Source organism: Bacillus vallismortis (genome assembly GCF_004116955.1).
GTDB classification, from domain to species: Bacteria; Bacillota; Bacilli; order Bacillales; family Bacillaceae; genus Bacillus; species Bacillus vallismortis.
This window is the reverse complement of sequence record NZ_CP026362.1, coordinates 2,383,632-2,405,320: the sequence shown is the minus strand read 5'-3', so window position 1 is coordinate 2,405,320 and position 21,689 is coordinate 2,383,632. Positions and strand designations below refer to the sequence as shown.

The window sequence follows — 21,689 nt, the reverse complement described above, 5'->3', positions numbered from 1 at the left end:
GCGAATGAAGATTTATGAGCTGAAAAGCACATTTGGCTGGGAGGGTGATGACGGCTTGGGGGAACAGCTGATTCAGCAAATCCTAACCGGCGAAAAAACAGCCACGTGCGCGCCGAAATCATTATATTCCAAAGATGAATTGAGTGAAGTGTATCAAACAGCGGGGCAGCTTGTGACCGTTTATGATAAGGATGGCAATCCGAGATGCAATATAAAAGTGACAGATATATTTGAAACGACCTTTGGAGCGCCTGATATGAGGTTAGTCAAAGGAGAGGGAAATGAAGAGCGAATTGAGGAGTTTCAGAAAGACCATCTGATGGCGTGGGCGGAGCTGATCCAAAACGGTGAACTAGAGCTGAATGAGGATACCGTTTTGATTACAGAGCTGTTTAAGCTTGTTCATGATTAAAAAAGCCTGCGGGGCACGAACCCCGCAGGCTTTTCATTAACCGGAAATGGTTGCGTTTTGATCTGTTTTTGCTTGGGACATGACGGTTTCTGCTTTCGCAGGATTAAACATGCCTTCCCATTTAGACATCACAACGGCAGCTAGTGCGTTACCAGTCAGGTTGACAACTGTGCGTGCCATGTCCATGATCCGGTCTACGCCGGCAATAAAGGCAAGTCCTTCAGCCGGAACGCCGATCGTGCCAAGTGTCGCCAGCAAGACGACAAAAGATGTACCGGGCACGGCAGCCATCCCTTTAGATGTGACCATGAGGACGAGGACAAGCGTAATTTGGTGCCAAATCGTCAAATCAATACCGTATACCTGTGCCAAAAACAGCGCGGCAATCGATTGATAGAGAACGGAACCGTCTAAGTTAAACGTATATCCGATTGGAATGACAAATGACACAATGCCTTTCGGGCAGCCGATTTTCTCCATTTTTTCCATGATGCGCGGAAGAACGGTTTCAGAGCTGGACGTACTGAACGCCAGTAAGATTTCGTCCTTCATGTAAGCAAGGAATTTGAAAATGTTGATGCCGGCAATTTTTGCGACAATCCCAAACACGACAATTAAGAAGAAAGCAAGTGCGACATACACCAATCCGACAAGCTTTCCGAGAGAAAGAAGGGAACCGAGCCCGAATTTAGACACAGTCACTCCGATAAGCGCGAAAACACCGAATGGAGCCACTTTCATCACGAGATTTACAACGTGGAACATGGCATGGGATACACCTTCAAAAAAGGCTAATACAGGCTTTCCTCTTTCGCCGATCGCGGAAATACCCAATGCAAATAGCACCGTAAAGCAAATGATGGCAAGAAGATCTCCTTCAACCAAGGATTGGAAGAAGTTTGTCGGTACAATATGTAAGAACGTTTCAGCTACTGTTTTATTACTTTGCTCTTTTTCAGTTTCGACATATTGACTGATGTCTGATTTTTGAGCTTCGTGTATATTAACTCCTGTACCCGGGTGGAAGATGTTTGCAAGTGCGAGTCCGAGAATGATGGCAAAAGTCGTAATGATTTCGAAGTACAGAATCGTTCTGAAGCCTAATTTACCAACTTGCTTTCCATTTCCTGCTCCGGCTACACCGATGATTAAGCTGGAGACAACAATAGGAATCACTATCATTTTGATTAATCGTAAAAAGAGATCCCCGACTGGCTGCAGGTAAGTAGGCAATGCTGGGTTGCCGTACCAAATAACGCCTGCAATGACACCTAGAATAAGTCCAACGAATATTTGTGTGGCTAATCCAAACTTCATTCTTTTCATAGATTACCTCCCAAAAAACAAAGTATCAACATATATCATGAATCGACATATATTTAATCTCACTATTAGATCAAATTATAATAGATATGAAATGAATTCGTCTATAGTAAATTATATTTAGAAAATAAATAATATTGTAAACTGGGACTGTAATCACCATAATTCTCTAAAAACAGGTGATCTTTGACCTAAACTGACTATTATCTCGATATAAAGAATTATGAATTAAAAGAAAATCCCGCGCGTGCTGCGCGGGATTTTCGCCTCATGATAAATCGTTTACTTTTATACAGTCATTGCAGGTATTGCCATAACACTCATGCTGCTCTTCTATTTTTTTTCCGCATTCCGCGCACTTTTTCGAAGGCAGGTTTCTAAAAAAATCTGTGATTTTCCCAAGCATAACCAATCCCTCTTTCCCCTTTGTAGTGATTTCATTGTAATATAACAGATTGAAAAAATCAATAACTGTTTTGATACAATGTTTAAAACATGCTTTTTTAAAGAAAAATGGGTATATTGAAGGAGGATCAATTTTTTAGGGAAAAGAGGAGGACATGATGAAAGTTACAGTTATCGGATGCTATGGCGGTTTTCCGGCCGCCAATGAAGCGACGTCGGGCTATTTGTTTCAGTCAGGTGATCACTCTTTGCTTGTTGATTGCGGCAGTGCCGTATTATCCAAGCTGTTTAACTATGTGCCGGCGGAAAAGCTGGACGCGGTGATTCTGTCTCATTACCACCATGACCATAGCGCAGACATCGGGCCGCTGCAATTTGCCAAGCAGGTCGGTTCATTTCTCGGCAAAGGAGAGCATACGCTCCCGATTTACGGACATGATGCTGATATAGAACAGTTTCAAAAGCTTACATATAAAACACATACGAAAGGGATTGCCTATCAGCCAAACCAGCCGCTGACTGCCGGTCCGTTTACGATCACCTTTTTAAAAACGATTCACCCGGTGACGTGCTATGCCATGCGCATTACTGACGGCAGCCATACTGTCGTTTATACCGCTGATTCCAGCTACCAGGATTCATTTATCCCATTTTCGGAAAATGCCGATTTATTGATCTCTGAATGTAATTTTTATGCTGATCAAGACGGGACAAGCGCAGGCCATATGAACAGCCTGGAAGCCGGGCGAATTGCAAAAGAAGCGGGAGCGCGAGAACTGCTGCTGACGCATTTGCCTCATTTCGGCGTTCATGACAATCTTCGCAAAGAAGCGAAAACCGTTTTTAACGGCGAAGTGAATATTGTGAAATCAGGTTTTGTGTGGGAAGGATAAAGGAGGAGCACCATGTTATTTATCGACAATCAAAATATGAATGATCCGCAGATCAACCTTGCTATCGAGGAGTACTGTGTAAAGCATTTAGACCCTGAACAACAGTATTTGCTTTTTTATGTGAATCAGCCGTCTATTATCATTGGGAAAAACCAAAATACAATCGAGGAAATCAATACAAAATATGTAGAGGAAAACGGGATTACCGTTGTCCGCCGTTTATCAGGCGGGGGCGCTGTTTATCATGATCTGGGGAATTTGAACTTCAGCTTTATTACAAAGGACGACGGAAACAGCTTTCATAACTTCAAAAAGTTCACTGAGCCGGTGATCCAGGCGTTACATCAGCTTGGGGTTGAAGCGGAATTGAGCGGCCGCAACGACATTGTAGTGGATGGTCGGAAAATATCCGGAAACGCCCAATTTTCGACAAAAGGACGCATTTTCAGCCACGGCACCCTCATGTTTGATTCAGCCATTGATCATGTTGTGTCAGCATTAAAGGTGAAAAAGGATAAAATTGAATCAAAAGGCATCAAATCGATCAGAAGCCGCGTGGCAAACATCAGTGAGTTTCTTCATGAGAAAATGACCACCGAGGAATTCCGCAGCCATTTGCTTCGGTATATTTTTAATACAAATGACATCCAAAACGTGCCAGAGTATAAGCTGACGGAAAAAGATTGGGAGGTCATTCATCAAATTTCGAAAGAGCGTTATCAGAATTGGGATTGGAACTACGGCCGCTCGCCGAAATTTAACCTTAATCATTCAAAACGTTATCCGATCGGGTCGATTGATTTGCGCTTGGAAGTCAAGAAAGGCAAAATTGAGGACTGCAAAATCTTCGGAGACTTCTTCGGTGTCGGTGATGTATCTGAAATCGAAAACCTGCTGGTCGGAAAACAATATGAACGCAGCGTCATTGCTGATGTGCTGGAAGATGTGAATCTCAAGCATTACTTTGGGAACATTACGAAAGAGGATTTCCTTGATCTGATTTATTAAGGCCAAACACATTGTTTGAAAGAGCGGTTGTGTTTTTGAAATAAAGGTGGCAGGAGGGATTCACATGAAAGTGTTGTTAATCGGAGCGAACGGACAAATCGGACAAAGACTCGTTTCTTTATTCCGAGACAATCCTGATCATTCTGTCAGAGCGATGGTCAGAAAAGAAGAACAGAAAGCGTCTCTTGAAGCTGCCGGTGCAGAAGCTGTGCTTGCGAATCTGGAAGGCAGCCCAGAAGAAATCGCCGCCGCGGCGAAAGACTGCGACGCGATTATTTTCACAGCGGGTTCCGGCGGCAGCACAGGCTATGATAAAACGCTGCTGGTGGATCTGGACGGAGCGGCAAAAGCCATTGAAGCTGCGGATATCGCGGGCATCAAGCGGTTTATCATGGTTAGCGCCCTGCAAGCCCACAACCGTGAAAATTGGAATGAATCACTTAAACCTTATTATGCGGCTAAGCATTATGCTGATAAAATTCTGGAAGCAAGCGGTTTAACCTATACGATTATCCGTCCGGGAGGCCTTCGCAATGAGCCTGGGACAGGAACTGTTTCAGCGGCCGCCGATTTGGAGCGGGGATTCATTTCTCGTGAGGACGTGGCGAAAACAGTCATTGCCTCTTTAGATGAAACCAATACGGAAAATCGGGCCTTTGATCTGACAGAAGGAGATACGCCGATTGCCGAAGCATTAAAGAAACTATAACAGTACTGACACTCGGGGCTTTTTGCTCTTGAGTGTTTTTTTCTGTTTCTCTATAATGAAGAGGAAAGCTTATCTTCAATAATGAATGACTGTTCATTCACTTTAAGGGGTGGGAGAATGAATCTCGTTTCGAAATTGGAAGAGACAGCATCTAAGAAGCCCGACAGCATCGCATGCAGGTTTAAGGATCGTATGATGACGTATCAGGAGCTGAATGAAAGCATTCAGCGATTTGCGGACGGCCTTCAGGAAGCCGGTATGGAGAAAGGGGACCACCTTGCTTTGCTGCTTGGCAATTCGCCGGATTTTATCATCGCGTTTTTTGGTGCGTTAAAGGCCGGGATTGTGGCCGTGCCCATCAATCCGATGTATACGCCGACAGAAATCGGTTATATGCTGACAAATGGCGATGTAAAAGCGATCGTGGGTGTAGATCAGCTTTTGCCGCTGTATGAAAGCATGCATGAATCGCTGCCGAAGGTGGAGCTCGTCATTTTATGCCAAACGGGAGAGTCCGAGCCGGAAGCTTCAGACCCAGAGGTCAGAATGAAAATGACAACGTTTGCAAAAATAGCGCGTCCGACATTTGCCGCTAGACAAAGCCCGAAGCTGGTCCCTGATGATACCGCGGTTATTTTATACACATCAGGAACAACCGGAAAACCAAAAGGCGCGATGCTGACCCATCAGAATTTGTACAGCAATGCCAACGATGTCGCCGGCTATTTGGGAATGGATGAGAAGGACAATGTCGTCTGCGCTCTTCCGATGTTCCATGTGTTTTGTTTAACGGTCTGCATGAATGCCCCGCTGATGAGCGGCGCAACAGTCCTGATTGAACCTCAATTCAGTCCGGCATCTGTATTTCAGCTTGTGAAAGAGAGGCAGGCGACCATTTTTGCCGGTGTGCCTACGATGTATAATTACTTGTTTCAGCATGAAAACGGCAAAACAGATGATTTTACTTCCATCCGGCTGTGCATTTCGGGAGGGGCTGCCATGCCAGTCGCGCTGCTGACGGCGTTTGAAGAAAAATTCGGCGTGACCATTTTGGAAGGCTACGGGCTCTCGGAAGCCTCGCCCGTCACATGCTTTAACCCGTTTGACAGAGGCAGAAAGCCGGGCTCCATCGGGACAAGTATCTTACATGTCCAAAACAAGGTTGTAGATCCACTCGGGCGCGAGCTGCCCGATCACGAGGTCGGTGAATTGATCGTAAAAGGCCCCAATGTGATGAAGGGCTATTATAAAATGCCGATGGAAACAAAGCATGCGTTAAAAGACGGGTGGCTTTATACGGGGGATTTGGCGAGACGGGATGAGGACGGCTATTTTTACATCGTTGACCGGAAAAAAGACATGATCATTGTGGGAGGATATAACGTGTATCCTCGTGAGGTGGAGGAAGTGCTGTACCGCCACCCTGATGTCAAGGAGGCTGTTGTCATCGGGGTGCCGGATCCTCAAAGCGGGGAAGCGGTAAAGGGGTATATTGTACCGAAACGTTCTGGCGTAACAGAAGCGGACATCATGCAGCACTGTGAAACACATCTGGCAAAATATAAACGGCCTGCCGCCATAACGTTTCTTGACGACATTCCGAAAAACGCGACGGGGAAAATGCTCAGGCGGGCGCTAAGAGATATTTTGCCCCAATAATACGAAAAAGCGAAGCGGCGAGGCTTCGCTTTTTCATTTTCAATCCTTTGCTTCTTTTTTCACAATGTTCAGCAGCGCCTTTGTGTCTCTTTTGCTTAATTTGTAGTATGTGCCATCCTTCAAATAAACGGCTTGCTGGCTGCCGTCAACCCATAGCCTGAATGAGTCGTACCGGTCTTTATGAAACTTGATTGTCCCTTCGTAATCAGGGGTTGATGTCTTTTCTGTCTTCAGCTGTTTTCCCTGATTCATAATGTCGAGCATATCTTTAACGTTCTGCCTTTTTTCGATTTCGATATCTTCCCGGCCGCTTGAAGAGAGCGTGATCAAATCCGCGTCTACAGATTGATACACATCGCCTGACCGGCTGTAAAGATAGAAAAATGTGAGAAACACAAGGCCGATAACCACGATGGCTGCCATGATTTTTTTCATTTGCATCACTCCAAACTCTAGTTTTCCCATTGATTGGGCTTTCCATGCTTAAAAGGGAGGAAAAGTACGGCATACAGCTTGGTTCTAAGAATTTGAATTTATGATTACAATAGAAGTAACCGGTTGATGTGAGGAGTGAGGCGTTATGCGCAAGTGGATTGCGGCGGCAGGGCTTGCTTACGTGCTGTACGGACTGTTTTTTTATTGGTATTTTTTCCTGTCCGGTGATTCCGCAGTGCCGGAGGCCGTGAAAGGGACGCAGGCTGATCCGGCTTCTTTCATGAAGCCGTCTGAATTGGCAGTGGCCGAGCAGTATTCGAATGTAAAACATTTTTTGTTTTTTATCGGGATTCCTCTTGATTGGTTTCTGTTCTTTGTATTGCTGGTCAGCGGCGCTTCCAAGAAAATCAAAGGATGGATGGAAGCCGCCGTGCCTTTTCGTTTTTTGCAGATCATTGGTTTTGTGTTTGTGCTTTCGCTGATCACAACGTTGGTGACGCTGCCTTTAGATTGGATCGGCTATAAAGTATCACTTGACTACGACATTTCCACGCAGGCAGCGGCCAGCTGGGCTAAGGATCAGGTCATAGACTTTTGGATCAGCTTTCCGATCTTTACACTTTGCGTTCTCGCTTTTTATTGGCTGATTAAAAGGCATGAAAAAAAATGGTGGTTATATGCTTGGCTGTTAACTGTGCCGTTTTCGCTGTTTCTGTTTTTTATTCAGCCGGTCATTATCGATCCTTTATATAATGATTTTTATCCGCTGAAAAACAAAGAGCTTGAAAGCAAAATTTTAGAGCTGGCAGAAGAAGCCGAGATTCCGGCTGATCATGTATATGAAGTGAATATGTCTGAAAAAACAAATGCGCTTAATGCCTATGTCACAGGAATCGGAGCCAACAAACGGATTGTATTGTGGGATACGACGCTGAACAAGCTTGATGATTCAGAAATTCTCTTTATTATGGCTCACGAAATGGGCCATTATGTCATGAAGCACGTCTATATCGGACTGGCTGGCTATTTGCTCGTGTCGCTCGCTGGATTTTATGTCATTGATAAGCTTTATAAGCGGATGGTCCGCTTAACCCGCAGCATGTTTCATGTAGAGGGACGGCATGACCTTGCAGCGCTGCCGCTGTTATTGCTTTTGGTGTCTGTGTTGAGCTTTGCGGTCACGCCTTTTTCTCATGCGGTCTCACGTTATCAAGAAAATCAGGCTGACCGGTATGGGATCGAGCTGACGGAGAACAGGGAAGCCGCTGTCAAAACGTTTCAGGATTTGGCCGTGACGGGACTGAGCCAGGTTGATCCACCGGTGCTTGTGAAAATGTTCAGAGGCAGCCATCCTTCAATCATGGAACGGATTCAACACGCGGAAAAAGAAGAGAATGCAAGAGAAGCGGATCATGACAAATAAAAAGAAGCAGGTATGGAGGAACCTGCTTCTTTTTGATATTATTGTGCAGCTGCTTGGACATTGATTAACCCTTTTCCATAATAGAAAGAGCTTCCAAGGTATGTTGTAGTGCTCTCTAAACGATTACGGACTTGCGTGTTTGTCCAAGTCGGGTGTTTAGAAAGAATTAACGCGGCTGCTCCGGCAACGTGAGGAGTCGCCATTGATGTTCCGTTGTAAGACCCGTAAGTGCCTCCAGGAAGTGTGCTTTGGATGGACACGCCAGGAGCCATCACATCAAGCTCAGGGCCTACGCTTGAGAATGAACCTCTTTGGTTGCTGCTGTTTACCGCACCTACTGCAATGGTAGATGGATATTTTGCAGGATAGCCGATTGTGCTTGAGCTTCCGGAAGTGCCTTCATTTCCGGCTGCAGCAACAACGACGATGCCGCTGGCTACGGCTCTATCAACGACTGATTTCAGCGCTGTAGAACCAGATGGTCCGCCAAGGCTCATATTGATCACGTCCATTTTGTTGGAAATGGCCCACTCAATGCCGTTAATAATCCAGCTGTATTGGCCGTTTCCTGTTGAATCAAGAACTTTTACTGCATATAACGATGCGTTTGGCGCTACGCCCAAAACACCGATTGAGTTATTAAGTGCGGCAACCGTACCGGCTACATGTGTGCCGTGAGAACTGCCATCTTGGTATGGGTTTGTTTCAGAAGGTACGAAGCTTGCTCCGCCTCTGACGTTTAAGTCAGGATGAGAAGAGTCAATTCCGCTGTCAATTACGGCTACTTTTACGTTAGAACCTGTGTAGCCTTGAGAGTGAAGAGCCGGCGCTTTAATTTGAGAAATGCCGTAAGGGACAGATTGCGCATATTGATGTGCAATATGGTCTTCTTCCACATATGCAACGCTCGGATCTTGTTTCAATTCTTTTACTGCTTTTGCATCCAATGTTGCTGCTGCTGCGTTAACATACTTAAACTGCTTTTGGACTTTTCCGCCTTTCTCAGAAATAACATCCTTTTTCTTGGCGGAACTCATGACACTCATTGTCTGTTTAAATCCGACAATGTACTTCTTTTCTGTACTGCTTTTTCCGGCAGCCTGCGCAGACATGTTGCTGAATGCCATCGTGAAGATTAACGTGAACGCAAACAACAAGCTGATCCACAATTTTTTGTTTCTCACTCTTTACCCTCTCCTTTTGTAAAATTCAGACTAGACTTATTTAAAAGACTATTCTGTAAATTTATTGTAATAGATGCAATCATATTTTAGTAGACCTATTTTTTTGCGATGATTTTATCTCTATTTAGGTATATCATCTCTCTCCATTTCTATAGAGTCTCGAAATAACTAATTTCTTACAGAAAAGAACGAAAATAGACATGAGTAAATGTTCATTATGCTGAAATGCTTTGCTTTTTCAGTTAAATGCTCCTGAGTCTTTGCAAATTCCTGTCGGAAAAATTCGTTCGTATGACCTGCATATGTTTTTGGAAGATCAATGGATATTATTGTGATATTTTTTCTGGGTATGCTGATAAAAGTATTCTGAAAAATGAACTTTGCAGAAAATTCTACTAAAGATAGAATGAAACGATTATAGAGAGGAAGAAAGAAATGAGTTGAACATTCGCCAAGCAAAGACATCAGATGCAGCAGCCATTGCGCCGCTGTTTAACAAGTACCGGGAATTTTATAAACAGGCGTCCGATCTGAAAGGGGCAGAGGCTTTTTTGAAAGCGTGTCTGGAAAATGATGAGCCTATTATTTTGATAGCGGAAGAAAATGGAGAATTCAATTCATAGGATTTACCCAGCTCTAGCCAACGTTTTCTTCTGTGGCTATGAAAAGCATGTACATAGTAAATGACTTATTTGTCGCTCCCCATGCGCGGACAAAGGGAGCCGGCGGGCAGCTGCTGTCTGCCGCAAAGGATTTTGCTGCGGAAAACGGGGCAAACCGTTTATCGCTTCAGACGGAACACCACAACCGGACGGCAAGGAGCTTATATGAGCAAAACGGCTATGAAGAGGAAATGGCATTTGCCCATTATCGCCTCAATGTGCCGGCGAAATGAAAATGGAAGCCTGATGATTTGGTTTTTTGAATGTTCTTCGGTTACCATATAAACGAAAAGGAGTGTGCCGAATGTCAACGTTATTTCAAGCATTGATGGCAGAGAAACATGACAATGATGTTTCAGTCCATGTGAAAACCATGTCAACAGAGGATTTGCCGAAAGACGGTGTCCTGATTAAAATTGCTTATTCCGGCATCAATTATAAAGATGGCCTGGCCGGAAAAGCAGGCGGCAATATCGTCAGAGAGTATCCGCTTATCTTGGGCATTGACGCAGCGGGTACAGTTGTCTCTTCCAATGATCCGCGTTTTGCCGAGGGGGATGAGGTAATTGCGACAAGCTATGAGCTCGGTGTCTCCCGCGATGGCGGGTTAAGTGAATATGCTTCAGTTCCTGGTGACTGGCTTGTGCCTTTACCCCGGAATCTGTCATTGAAAGAAGCGATGGTGTACGGAACGGCGGGATTTACTGCGGCATTATCGGTGCATCGGCTTGAACAGAACGGCCTGTCTCCGGAAAAAGGGAGTGTGCTAGTCACAGGGGCAACCGGCGGTGTCGGCGGAATTGCCATATCGATGCTGAACAAGCGGGGCTATGATGTGGCGGCAAGCACCGGAAACCGGGAGGCGGCTGATTATTTGAAGAAGCTCGGGGCAAGCGAAGTGATCAGCAGGGAAGATGTCTATGACGGAACGCTTAAGGCGCTGTCCAAGCAGCAATGGCAGGGAGCGGTTGATCCTGTCGGCGGGAAACAGCTTGCCTCGCTTTTAAGCAAAATCCAATATGGCGGATCTGTTGCAGTCAGCGGCTTAACGGGCGGGGGAGAAGTTCCTGCAACGGTGTATCCATTTATTCTTCGCGGGGGCAGCCTGCTCGGAATCGATTCAGTGTACTGCCCGATGGATGTCAGAGCCGCTGTGTGGGAGCGTATGTCTTCTGATCTAAAACCTGATCAGCTGCTGACCATTGTGGATAGGGAAGTATCGTTGGAAGAAGCGCCGGCTGCGCTGCATGATATTTTGCAAAACCGCATTCAAGGAAGAATCATTGTGAAGCTTTAACTGAATCAGCTTGCAGAGAAAGCTAGACTATTCTGCAAGCTTTTTTGTGTACATGATGTTCATCTGGTGTACTGCAGTTGATTTTCATCCATACCTTTTTCTCCTCTTTCAATTATCGTGCTGCTACATGACAGTGAACATGGAAGCTGAACGTTCTCTCCTCAATTTAAAAAAGTTAGTGATAATGATTCTCATTGCGTGCTATACTATTACTTGGATATCTTATTCTTAGAAACTACATACAGGAGAGACTTGACTATATGAAAAGAGCACTGATTATGCTTACAGTTTTGCTTCTATTTGTTTTAACGGCGGCCTGCTCGTCAAGCGGCAATCAAAACAGCAAAGGACATAACGTGGCGGTAACACACGATTTAGGAAAGACAAATGTGCCAGAGCATCCGAAGCGGGTTGTTGTTCTTGAGCTTGGTTTTATCGACACGCTTCTTGATCTTGGCATAACACCTGTCGGGGTGGCGGATGACAATAAAGCGAAGCAGTTGATTAACGAGGAAGTCCTGAAGAATATAGAAGGCTACACATCTGTCGGCACTCGCTCACAGCCAAGCATGGAAAAAATCGCTTCATTAAAACCCGATCTCATTATTGCCGACACGACCCGTCATAAGAAGATATACGACCAGCTGAAAAAAATAGCGCCCACGATCGCGCTTGACAATGTAAACGCTGATTACCAAGATACCATTGACGTTTCACTTACGATTGCAAAAGCGGTCGGCAAGGAAAAGGAAATGGAGAAAAAGCTGACGGTGCATGAGGAAAAACTGAATGAGACAAAACGGGAAATCAGTGCTAAAGGCAAGACCGTGCTTTTAATTGGAAATACGAACGATACGATTATGGCCAGAGATGAAAATTTCTTTACATCCAGACTTTTAACACAGGTCGGCTATCAATATGCGATCAGCACGTCAGATAACAATGAATCTAGCAATGGCGGCGATTCAGTGAATATGAAAATGACACTTGAGCAGCTGCTGAAGACAGATCCGGATGTCATCATTTTGATGACAGGAAAAACAGATGACATTGACGCAGACGGCAAACGCCCGATCGAAAAGAATGTGCTTTGGAAGAAGCTGAAGGCAGTGAAAAACGGCCATGTGTACCACGTGGACCGCGCCGTGTGGTCTTTGCGCCGCAGTGTGGACGGAGCGGATGCCATTTTGGATGAGCTTCAGCATGAGATGCGATAAAAGGAAAAGACAGGCGCCGGCCTGTCTTTTTCTTATTTGATAAAGCCGGATAAGTGGCTGTTGATGTTATAGTCTTTAATCCGCCATTTCTCTTCTGCAAATTCAATGTTGCTGAGGCAGGCGTTGACGAGGCGCGTGCTCCGCAGCTCGGGATCACCGCCGGATATTTCCGTCAGAAGTGCGTGAATCGCTGCGCCGTGCGCGACGATTAACACCTTTTGGTTTGGATACGCGTGATTTACTTTGACCAAACCGCCCATCAGCCTGTCAGTGAGTTCTTCTAATGTTTCCATATTCGGATAGATGTTGTCCGGATAGCGCCTTTTCCGTTCTTCTAGCAGCATGCCCTCCGCGTCGCCGTAATCGCGCTCTTTAAAATCATCCATTTCGACAATCGGAAGATGCAGATATTCATTAATGATTTCCGCGGTTCTTTTCGCTCTTTTCAGCGGGCTCGTCACGATGACATCCCACGAAAAATCCTTCACATATTCTCCGGTTTCTTTTGCTTGGCGTTCACCTGTCGCATTCAGCGGGATATCGGTTTTGCCTTGGCATTTTTGCTGTAGGTTCCAATCGGTTTCTCCATGTCTTACTAAGCAAACGGCTGTCATAAAATCCCCTTCCTGACTTTGGTCATATCACTATTATACTAAATCAAAAGCGCTCATCCTATGAAAAAGCCTATGCCATCATGATACACCATAAAGCAAGACCGATTCCGCGGCGATGGCCGCAGCGGCAGACAATGATGCGGTTTATAGAAAAAAACCGGCTGCGCGGCAGACCGGTTTTGATGTTTATTCTTCTGTCAGAATAACAAGCGAATCAACAGAGGCGGCCACGTGAGAAACGGCGCGGCTGACTTCCTGAAGCCCTCCGAGAAAGGCCTGCAAATCGACGTCGATTTTGCCTGATTGCTCTTTGCTGACTTTCATGCTGTGGACGATTTCATCGAATAAGCGGTTAATTTGCGTCATTTTTTCTTTGCTCTCGCTGACCAGCCCATTCACGTCTTTGATATGCTTTGAGACGATGTTGATCTGTGTATTCGTATTGTTCACGAGCTCAGACACGGTCGAGACGGTTTTTTTCGTGTCCTCAGAAAGTTTCCGCACTTCATTGGCCACTACGGCGAAGCCTTTGCCATGTTCACCGGCGCGGGCGGATTCAATCGAAGCATTGAGCGAGAGAAGGTTTGTTTGTTCAGCAATGCCTGTGACGATGCCGAAGATTTTTTCAATTTGCTGTGCGATTTCATCGAGCTTCACCATTTCTTTTTCGATTTGGACAAGGCTCGTGTCAATTTTGTTCATCTGTTTTTGCTGGGTTTCAAGCTCTTTTTTTCCGCCGATCGACTTTTCTTCAACGGTGCTGGATGTCACTGTACCTGCTTTGGATGCTTCAGAAATGCCTTCAGATTTATCCACAAGCTCTTGAACAGATCTGCTCGTTTCTGAAAACAGATTTGCAATCGATCCAGAGGTTTCTTGAATTTTTTGATGCAAAAGGTTTGTCTTTTCCTCTTGTTCATCTCGGGTTTGGTTATACTCGCTTTGAAACGCTTCAAGAACAAGCTGCTGTTCCAAGTTCAAGATTTTGGTTGTCGCTTTAATTGCTTTCAGCAGTTCTTGGTGGTTTGTAATAGACGCTTCGTAAATGTTAATCATTGACAGAAGCAGTTCTTGAAAGGCGCCCATATACCATTTCGGCTGAAGGCCGATTCTTAAATGAATGGAGGCGATTCGGTTTCGCTTTTCAATGAATTCATCATCGATTACGCCTGCAAACATTTCCTGAATATGCCGTTTTAGCGTTTGTTTTAAGCGGTCAACTGAGCTGTGGTCTTGAATGATGTCCATTAAAGAGCTTTCGTGGTCAAGGTTTTTATAAAACGCATCGACGATGTATGCGATGTTTTCTTGGATTAATGGCTGAAGCTGCTCTAAAACATGAAGCTCGGCATCTCCTAATCTGACCATGTTGAGCTGTTTTTTGACATCCGCATGTTTGTTTGTGAGCTGAACGCGGTTTTTTTGCTGTCCGTTTGACTCAGAAAAATAAGCTGTTTCTTGTTTTCTCTCTTTTTTAAATAACAATACAATGATCCCCCTTGGGAAAATATAATTTTCATTTTTTGGCTTTTTAAGCCTTTTTCTTTTTTATCGGCCAAGAGAAACATGAATGAAGATGCAAATGAAAAATATTTAAAAAACCGTTCACTAAAATGAACGGTTTAATCAAGGTCTATTTGTTTTAATGGTTTGATGGCTGGACCTTCAACAATTTCTCCTGTTGGCTTAAAGCGCGATCCATGGCACGGACAATCCCATGTATGCTCGCCGTCGTTCCACTCGACCTCACAGCCTAAATGGGTGCACGTCGTATCGACGAGATGGAGGCAGCCTGTTTCATCTCTGAATGCCCCTGCGCGTCTGCCGTTGATGGTGACGGCTTTTCCTTCACCCGGCGCGATCTCTTCAAACTGGACGTCAGGCTTTTCGAGCTTTCCTTTAATAAAATGCTTGGCGACATCGGCATTATAAGAGATCACTTTCTGCAGTCCGGGGTTTAGGTGGAAACGGGACGGCGTGAAAATGCTTTCGTATGGATTGTCTTTTTTCTCCACAAGGTCTGACAATAGAGTGGCCGCAACACCTGATGACGTCATGCCCCATTTTTTGAACCCGGTCGCTACAAGAATATTGTCCTCCTGTTCCGACATCGGCCCGATAAACGGTATTTTGTCGATTGTCACAAGATCCTGGGTGGACCAATAATAAGGGATGCTTTCGATGCCGATCGTGCTTTCTGCCGCTTTTCTCAGTGATTCGTAATGTGCCGACATGTCTTTTCCCTGGCCGGTTTTATGGCCTTCTCCGCTGAAGAGAATCAGTTTTTCTCCGTTTACAAGGGTATAGCGGAGCGCCACTGACGGCTGATCGATACTCAAATACATGCCCTCGGGATAGTCGATCTTCGGCTTGATGGCGAGGACATAGGATCTGTCAGCGTACATTCTCGCAGAATATAATCCGCCTCCGTCATAAAATGGGAAGTGGGAACAGCATATGACAAAGCGGCTCTTAATGGCGTGCCGGCTTTTGGTTACCACTTCAGGCCTTTCGCCTTTTTTGACATCAAGCGCAACGGTTTCTTCATAAATCCGTCCGCCTTTTTGAACGATCTGCTCCAGAAGCGCTTTTAAGTATTGCAGCGGATGAAATTGGGCTTGATTCTTCATGACAAGCGCCAGCTTAGAACCTAAAGGAATCGGAAGGTCCTTGATAAGGTCTCTTTCAATGCCAAGCTTTGTGTACGCCTCATGTTCAGTCCGGATTTTTTTCACAGCGTTTTCTTTTGCTGTGTAAAGGTATGCATCTTGTTCAGTCCATTCGCAATCAATTTGATGTTCATCCACAATGCCTTTTATGTAATCTATTGCGTTTTGATTGGCTTCATAATAAAGCCTTGCATGATTCAATCCGAAATTGCGGATAAACTCATCATATATCATGTCATGCTGGGCGGTAATTTTAGCGGTTGTATGGGCAGTGGTACCGTTGAGAACCTGATTGGCTTCAATCAATACGACACGGAAGCCTCTCTTCGTGAGTTCATACGCCGTTGTGATTCCCGTAATCCCGCCTCCGATAATAGTGACGTCACATTCCGTATCCTCTTGAAGCGCCGGAAAAGAAGGCAGGTCAGTTGATGTTTTCCAGTATGTTTCAGGTGCTTCTTTTGCAAAATATGGATTAGACAAGCCATGATACCTCCAATCTGATTTATTCTTAATTTTTCCATATTCTATCTTTTCATACATAGGAAGCAGGCATTGTTCATAACATAATAGGGTTGAAAAGGAGTGATTTCATTGGCGAATCAAAAAAAGAAAACATTGCCGCCTCAGCACCAGAACCAGCAGCCGGGCTTAGAATATCTTATGGATCCGCGTCCGGTTTTTGATAAGCCGAAGAAAGCGAGAAAATTAGAGGGCAAAACCGCTATCATAACCGGAGGAGACAGCGGAATCGGACGCGCTGTATCGGTGCTATTCGCAAAAGAAGGGGCTAATGTGGTCATTGTATATTTGAATGAGCACCAGGACGCCGAGGAAACAAAGCAGTATGTTGAAAAGGAAGGGGTAAAATGCCTGCTGATTGCGGGAGATATCGGGGATGAAGCGTTTTGCAATGATGTGGTCATGCAGGCAAGCCAAGCGTTTCCATCGATTGATATATTGGTCAACAATGCAGCTGAGCAGCATGTCCAGCCCGGCATTGAAAAAATCACTAGCCACCAGCTGGTCAGAACCTTCCAAACGAACATTTTCTCTATGTTTTACTTAACAAAGGCGGTGCTGCCTCATTTGAAAAAGGGAAGTTCTATCATTAATACCGCTTCAATTACCGCTTATAAAGGCAATAAAAAGCTGATCGATTATTCAGCGACTAAAGGCGCGATCGTTACCTTTACAAGGTCCCTTTCCCAGTCGCTTGTTCAGCAGGGCATACGAGTCAATGCAGTAGCGCCGGGCCCTATTTGGACACCGCTTATCCCCGCCAGCTTTTCCGCAAAGGAAGTGGAAGTGTTTGGTTCAGATGTGCCGATGGAACGCCCGGGACAGCCGGTGGAAGTGGCGCCAAGCTATTTATACCTTGCCAGTGACGATTCCACCTATGTGACGGGACAGACGATTCACGTCAATGGCGGAACAATTGTGAATGGGTAATAAAAAGCCAATCCCGTGAGGATTGGCTTATTCGCTCTGCTTGAGCGCTGAATATTCTTTAGAGAGCGTAAGAAACGCATCTTTATCTTTTTCGTCCAAGGCTTTGTTGATTTGGTCCGTCAGCATAGCCAGCCGACGCTTATATAAGGATTCATCAAGCACCATTTGAATATAGACATCCGCCATTGTGACATCAAATTCTTTTGTTTTTTGCGTGTTGCGGGACTTCATGAGCTCAGTGTACGATTTTTTCTCTTTCATAAAGAATCCCCCCAATGCCTTTTTTATAGTATATGGATAACGGTCGAAAAAATCAATAAATTTTTATAATTTTTAGACAACTAATGCTTGGCAATCTATCGACATATCCTGCAAAATGCCGTCAATCGGTAGATCTTACACATGTAAAATCGGTTTATTACTAGTCATTTAGTACTAATAAATATCATTAAAAGATGATTTTAGCTTATTTGGTAAAAAAAACTGTCGTTTTATAAAAACAGATGATAGATTATTAGTATAAATTTTGCAGAAAAAGGATGGAGGCCATAATATGAGTCAGAAAACAGACGCACCTTTAGAATCGTATGAAGTGAACGGCGCAACAATTGCTGTGCTGCCAGAAGAAGTCGACGGCAAAATCTGTTCCAAAATTATTGAAAAAGACTGCGTGTTTTACGTCAGCATGAAACCGCTGCAAATTGTCGACAGAAGCTGCCGGTTTTTTGGATCAAGCTATGCGGGAAGAAAAGCTGGAACTTATGAAGTAACAAAAATTTCACACAAACCGCCGATCATGGTGGACCCTTCGAACCAAATCTTTTTATTCCCTACACTTTCTTCGACAAGACCCCAATGCGGCTGGATTTCCCATGTGCATGTGAAAGAATTCAAACCGACTGAATTCGACGATACGGAAGTGACGTTTTCGAACGGGAAAACGATGGAGCTGCCGATCTCCTGTAATTCGTTCGAGAACCAGGTGTACCGGACAGCATGGCTCAGAACCAAATTCCAAGACAGAGTCGAACACCGCGTGCCGAAACGGCAGGAATTTATGCTGTACCCGAAGGAAGAGCGGACGAAGATGATTTATGATTTTATTTTGCGGGAGTTGGGGGAGCGGTATTAGAAAATAGAAAGGAGCTGGCCGATAAGGGCAGCTCCTTTCTCTACCTGCTTTAGGCTGTCGGAATTCCTCCGGTGATGCCATATACCTGAGATGTCACATAACTTGCATTCTCTGAAGCTAAGAATACATAAACATCGGCCAATTCCACTGGCTGCCCAGCGCGATTTAATGGGGCTGGGGGCGTCCCTTGGCCAAATTTCGGAATGTTTTCCGTCGGCTGTCCGCCGGAAATTTGCAGCGGCGTCCAAATAGGGCCAGGCGCTACTGAATTCACTCTGATGCCCCTTGAAGCCAGCTGTTTTCCCAGGCCGACTGTAAAGCCGATAATGGCATTTTTCGTTGCTGCGTAATCCAATAGCATCGGGCTCGGGTTGTAGCCCTCAACTGAGGTGGTCGTAATAATGGATGCGCCCTCCGGCAACAACGGAAGCGCCGCTTTTACAACCCAGTAAAGGGAAAAGACGTTGACTTCAAATGTTTTATACATTTGTTCGGTAGGCAGATCTTCGATGTTTTCGACGGCTTGCTGTTTGCCGGCAACCAGCGCTAACACATCCAGACCGCCGAGTTCCTGATGCGCCTGTTTGACTAAATCCTGGCAGAAGGATTCGTCGCTCAAGTCTCCGGGAATCAGCACTGCTTTTCGGCCTTCTGCTTCTATTAGTTCTTTCACTTCTTCAGCATCAGGCTGTTCCGCGGGTAAATAGTTAATGGCCACATCGGCGCCTTCCCGGGCATATGCAATCGCGGCAGCCCGGCCGATACCGGAATCGCCTCCGGTGACAAGCGCTTTTCGTCCGGTTAGTTTACCCGATCCTTTGTAGCTTTTTTCTCCGCAATCAGGCACGGGCTTCATGTTCTGCTGCAGGCCGGGCGGCTCTTGATATTGTTCAGGGAATTCATCATGAAAAAATGCTGTTGAAGGATTGCTAAGATTTGAATCAGACATCATCAACACTCCTTTTTTTGTTTGGTGTACATTCGTATGTGTACCCCTGAGCATTTTCAGAAAAACATGTTTTGGCAGTTTGACGTGAAAGGCTTGAAAAAACAAGCCCTTCTTCCATATTGATCTTGTTAAATAAAACCGTATGAATTATGATGAAATCTAGCTATAAAAAACTAAATATTGGATATAAGGGGAGTGTATCGTCATGAAAAAAATGGCGGCGGTTATGCTGTCACTCGGTCTCGTTTTCGGTTTTTCATGCGGAGCCGGCCATGTGGCGGAAGCCAAAACAAAGGTGAAGGTCTATAAGAATTGCAAGGAGTTAAACAAAGTATACAAAGGCGGGGTGGCCCGCTCGTCGAAGGTGAAAAATAAAGGCGGAAAAACGAAGTACAAGCCTTACGTATCTAAGGCGCTTTATGATGCCAATAAAAAGAAAGACCGCGACAAAGATTATATCGCCTGCGAACGTTAAACAAGCAAAAGCAATCTGACAGCCAGATTGCTTTTGCTTTTATTGATTATGCCGCCTGATCAGCCGCGGTGCTTTTCTCTTTTCTTGTCACAAAGCTTACTGCTGCCATGACCGCAATGTTCAGCAACAAGGCGATTATGCCGACATTTACATCTTTTGCGGCCTGCGGCAGCGCCGGAAATAAAGTGCCGATCGTCGTTTCTGTCAATGTAATATAAGAAACCGCTCCGACACCTGCAATGATGCCGGCGAAGGCTCCTTGCTTCGTCACCATATGATGCTTGAACAGGCTGAACAGCAGTGCGGGAAACAGTTGTGTGACAAGGCTGTAGCCCATCAATAGCAGTGTAACGATGGTATTTCCGCCTTTGAACGTAAAATAAACTGAAATCAGCGCGATTACCGGCACTAAAAACTTAGCAAGCGCTGATATTTGCTGTTCTGTTGTGCGGGGCGCGAACACTTTGTACACATTTTTTGCAAACAGCGTGGAGGCGGACATTAAGATCATAGACCCTGGGACAAGCGCGGTCAGCAGTCCGGCAGCGCCGATGATCCCGACAAACCAAGGGTCAAAGGTTTGCAAAGACAGTCTCAAGAGCGATAGATCTCCGTCTGCGCCTTTCAGATCAGGAACTTGCAGGATAGCCGCAAAGCCGACGAAAAGGACGAAGAGCAAGATCAGCTGGTATAGAGGCATGATGATGGCATTTTTGCGAAAGACTTTCGGGTTTTCGGCTGAATACGAAGCGGAAAACGTATGAGGCCACATATAAAACCCGAGTGCTGTCAAGAGTACGGTTGAACTGAACCACGCCGTGCTTTGCCCTGTTTCGGGAAGCGTAAGCAAGCCCGGCTTCGCCGTTTCAATCTGCTGAAACATGTCTTGAAAACCGCCGTAGTAATGAATTGGCAGATAGACACCTAAAAACAAAACGACAACCAAAATCATGATGTCTTTGACAACTGATATCCAAGCAGACCCGTGAATGCCGGATACCATAACATAAACCGTGATCGAAATGGCGCCAATCCAAATGGCGGCGGCCGGAGAGATTTTGCCGTACGATGTTTCCGATACAATCAGCCCGAGGCCTTTCAGCTGCAGCACAAGATACGGAATGAGAGCGGCGATGCCAACCAATGAAACGAGCACGCCAAGCAGCGGACTATTATATTTTTTGGTGAAAAAATCAGACTGTGACATCAGCTTATGTTGTTTCGCGTACGTCCAAACCGCCGGCAGGAGCCAATAAGAAAGGATGTAAGCCAGACAGCCGTAGGCGATGATGTAAAAGGCCGGTCCGCCTTTCCCGTAGGCCCAGCCGCTTCCGCCGAGAAATGTAAATGTGGTATAAATTTCTCCTGCCATCAATAAAAAGACGAACACGGTTCCGAAGCCGCGGCCCCCTACCGTCCACTGCTCAAGGTTCATGTCTTTCCCTTTTTGGGCGCGTATGCCGAGAAAAATGCTCAAGAGCAGGACGCCGAAAATGATGATGAGAGCTGGATTCATTCCGCTTCCCCCTTTTTATTTTCGTTGTCGAGGACATATACAAGCGCCATCAACGCAGAGGTTAAAAGAGCCCACATCACGATATAGGCAAGAATAAACGGCATGCCGAACACATAGGGAGTCACTCTATTAACAAAAGGGATGCCGAGCAAAATTCCGATAAAGGGCAAAGCGGCGAGAACGTGAATCAGTTTCATAGAATCCTCCTTCTGTTTTAGGGTGGGGTGTGCAAGCCCGAGCGTACTGAAAGTGATG

General features: G+C 45.4%; 22 protein-coding genes and 2 pseudogenes. 12 read left to right on the top strand and 12 right to left on the bottom strand.

From position 1 onward, the window contains the following. The first annotated feature begins 4 nt into the window (after positions 1–4). Entirely contained in the window at positions 5–412 is a 408-nt protein-coding gene (locus BV11031_RS12965; RefSeq protein WP_010329270.1) for an ASCH domain-containing protein, read from the top strand. Between the two features lie 36 nt (positions 413–448). Here BV11031_RS12965 and gltT read toward each other — a convergent pair whose 3' ends face one another. Together gltT and yhfH are read right to left on the bottom strand one after the other, a co-directional pair. Continuing rightward, entirely contained in the window at positions 449–1,738 is a 1,290-nt protein-coding gene (gene gltT / locus BV11031_RS12960) for a glutamate/proton symporter GltT (RefSeq protein ID WP_010329271.1), read from the bottom strand. Between the two features lie 265 nt (positions 1,739–2,003). Continuing rightward, on the bottom strand, positions 2,004–2,141 hold the full coding sequence (gene yhfH, locus BV11031_RS12955) for a protein YhfH (protein WP_010329272.1): 138 nt from the start codon (positions 2,139–2,141) through the stop codon (positions 2,004–2,006). 157 nt (positions 2,142–2,298) lie between these two features. Here yhfH and BV11031_RS12950 point away from each other — a divergent pair, with 157 nt between their 5' ends. The 4 genes from BV11031_RS12950 to lcfB all read left to right on the top strand — a co-directional run bounded on the left by BV11031_RS12950 (position 2,299) and on the right by lcfB (position 6,409). Continuing rightward, on the top strand, positions 2,299–3,033 hold the full coding sequence (locus tag BV11031_RS12950) for an MBL fold metallo-hydrolase (protein WP_010329273.1): 735 nt from the start codon (positions 2,299–2,301) through the stop codon (positions 3,031–3,033). A gap of 12 nt (positions 3,034–3,045) precedes the next feature. Beyond that, a complete protein-coding gene (lplA, locus tag BV11031_RS12945; RefSeq protein WP_010329274.1) occupies positions 3,046–4,041 on the top strand; it encodes a lipoate--protein ligase in 996 nt (331 codons plus the stop codon). A 64-nt stretch (positions 4,042–4,105) separates the two neighbouring features. Further along, on the top strand, positions 4,106–4,750 hold the full coding sequence (locus BV11031_RS12940; RefSeq protein ID WP_010329275.1) for an SDR family oxidoreductase: 645 nt from the start codon (positions 4,106–4,108) through the stop codon (positions 4,748–4,750). A 117-nt stretch (positions 4,751–4,867) separates the two neighbouring features. After that, complete coding sequence (gene lcfB, locus BV11031_RS12935; protein ID WP_010329276.1) at positions 4,868–6,409, top strand: long-chain-fatty-acid--CoA ligase LcfB; 1,542 nt, start codon at positions 4,868–4,870, stop codon at positions 6,407–6,409. A gap of 39 nt (positions 6,410–6,448) precedes the next feature. Here the strand turns inward: lcfB and BV11031_RS12930 are convergent, their stop codons facing one another. After that, complete coding sequence (locus tag BV11031_RS12930) at positions 6,449–6,844, bottom strand: YhfM domain-containing protein (protein ID WP_010329277.1); 396 nt, start codon at positions 6,842–6,844, stop codon at positions 6,449–6,451. Positions 6,845–6,989: 145 nt separating this feature from the next. Between BV11031_RS12930 and BV11031_RS12925 the strand changes: the two genes are divergently transcribed. After that, complete coding sequence (locus BV11031_RS12925; protein WP_010329278.1) at positions 6,990–8,267, top strand: M48 family metallopeptidase; 1,278 nt, start codon at positions 6,990–6,992, stop codon at positions 8,265–8,267. Between the two features lie 38 nt (positions 8,268–8,305). On the opposite strand, the gene BV11031_RS12920 is transcribed toward BV11031_RS12925, so the two are convergent. After that, complete coding sequence (locus BV11031_RS12920; RefSeq protein ID WP_010329279.1) at positions 8,306–9,451, bottom strand: S8 family peptidase; 1,146 nt, start codon at positions 9,449–9,451, stop codon at positions 8,306–8,308. A gap of 440 nt (positions 9,452–9,891) precedes the next feature. Between BV11031_RS12920 and BV11031_RS12915 the strand changes: the two are divergent. From BV11031_RS12915 to BV11031_RS12905, 3 genes and pseudogenes are all read left to right on the top strand, one after another. Next, positions 9,892–10,346, top strand: a pseudogene (locus BV11031_RS12915) (GNAT family N-acetyltransferase). Between the two features lie 71 nt (positions 10,347–10,417). Next, positions 10,418–11,410, top strand: coding sequence for an NADPH:quinone oxidoreductase family protein (locus BV11031_RS12910; RefSeq protein ID WP_010329280.1), 993 nt, complete (start codon positions 10,418–10,420; stop codon positions 11,408–11,410). A gap of 260 nt (positions 11,411–11,670) precedes the next feature. Then, complete coding sequence (locus tag BV11031_RS12905) at positions 11,671–12,627, top strand: ABC transporter substrate-binding protein (RefSeq protein ID WP_010329281.1); 957 nt, start codon at positions 11,671–11,673, stop codon at positions 12,625–12,627. 32 nt (positions 12,628–12,659) lie between these two features. Here BV11031_RS12905 and phoE read toward each other — a convergent pair whose 3' ends face one another. The 4 genes and pseudogenes from phoE to BV11031_RS12890 all read right to left on the bottom strand — a co-directional run bounded on the left by phoE (position 12,660) and on the right by BV11031_RS12890 (position 16,393). Next, the gene (phoE, locus tag BV11031_RS12900; RefSeq protein WP_010329282.1) at positions 12,660–13,241 is read right to left on the bottom strand and encodes a phosphatase PhoE; all 582 of its coding nucleotides are present in this window, start codon (positions 13,239–13,241) and stop codon (positions 12,660–12,662) included. Positions 13,242–13,427: 186 nt separating this feature from the next. Continuing rightward, positions 13,428–14,225: a methyl-accepting chemotaxis protein gene (locus BV11031_RS23385; RefSeq protein ID WP_411813458.1), complete on the bottom strand. Its 798-nt coding sequence runs from the start codon at positions 14,223–14,225 to the stop codon at positions 13,428–13,430. Between the two features lie 6 nt (positions 14,226–14,231). After that, positions 14,232–14,609 (bottom strand): annotated as a pseudogene (locus tag BV11031_RS23380) (protoglobin domain-containing protein); the annotation flags it as partial. Positions 14,610–14,863: 254 nt separating this feature from the next. Beyond that, positions 14,864–16,393, bottom strand: a complete 1,530-nt coding sequence (locus BV11031_RS12890) for an FAD-dependent oxidoreductase (RefSeq protein WP_129550774.1) — start codon at positions 16,391–16,393, stop codon at positions 14,864–14,866. Between the two features lie 111 nt (positions 16,394–16,504). Between BV11031_RS12890 and BV11031_RS12885 the strand changes: the two genes are divergently transcribed. Beyond that, positions 16,505–17,362, top strand: coding sequence for an SDR family oxidoreductase (locus tag BV11031_RS12885; RefSeq protein ID WP_010329285.1), 858 nt, complete (start codon positions 16,505–16,507; stop codon positions 17,360–17,362). Between the two features lie 27 nt (positions 17,363–17,389). Here BV11031_RS12885 and BV11031_RS12880 read toward each other — a convergent pair whose 3' ends face one another. Next, on the bottom strand, positions 17,390–17,623 hold the full coding sequence (locus tag BV11031_RS12880) for an IDEAL domain-containing protein (RefSeq protein ID WP_010329286.1): 234 nt from the start codon (positions 17,621–17,623) through the stop codon (positions 17,390–17,392). A gap of 292 nt (positions 17,624–17,915) precedes the next feature. Here BV11031_RS12880 and comK point away from each other — a divergent pair, with 292 nt between their 5' ends. Continuing rightward, complete coding sequence (gene comK / locus BV11031_RS12875; protein ID WP_010329287.1) at positions 17,916–18,494, top strand: competence transcription factor ComK; 579 nt, start codon at positions 17,916–17,918, stop codon at positions 18,492–18,494. Between the two features lie 49 nt (positions 18,495–18,543). Here comK and BV11031_RS12870 read toward each other — a convergent pair whose 3' ends face one another. Further along, the gene (locus BV11031_RS12870) at positions 18,544–19,443 is read right to left on the bottom strand and encodes an SDR family oxidoreductase (RefSeq protein ID WP_010329288.1); all 900 of its coding nucleotides are present in this window, start codon (positions 19,441–19,443) and stop codon (positions 18,544–18,546) included. Positions 19,444–19,648: 205 nt separating this feature from the next. Here BV11031_RS12870 and BV11031_RS12865 point away from each other — a divergent pair, with 205 nt between their 5' ends. After that, positions 19,649–19,918, top strand: coding sequence for an excalibur calcium-binding domain-containing protein (locus BV11031_RS12865; protein ID WP_010329289.1), 270 nt, complete (start codon positions 19,649–19,651; stop codon positions 19,916–19,918). A 46-nt stretch (positions 19,919–19,964) separates the two neighbouring features. On the opposite strand, the gene BV11031_RS12860 is transcribed toward BV11031_RS12865, so the two are convergent. Then, positions 19,965–21,434 (bottom strand): sodium:solute symporter family protein, encoded by a 1,470-nt coding sequence (locus tag BV11031_RS12860; protein WP_010329290.1) that lies wholly within the window; start codon positions 21,432–21,434, stop codon positions 19,965–19,967. After that, the gene (locus BV11031_RS12855) at positions 21,431–21,631 is read right to left on the bottom strand and encodes a DUF3311 domain-containing protein (protein ID WP_010329291.1); all 201 of its coding nucleotides are present in this window, start codon (positions 21,629–21,631) and stop codon (positions 21,431–21,433) included. The genes BV11031_RS12860 and BV11031_RS12855 overlap by 4 nt, the downstream gene beginning before the upstream one ends. Positions 21,632–21,689: the final 58 nt, after the last annotated feature.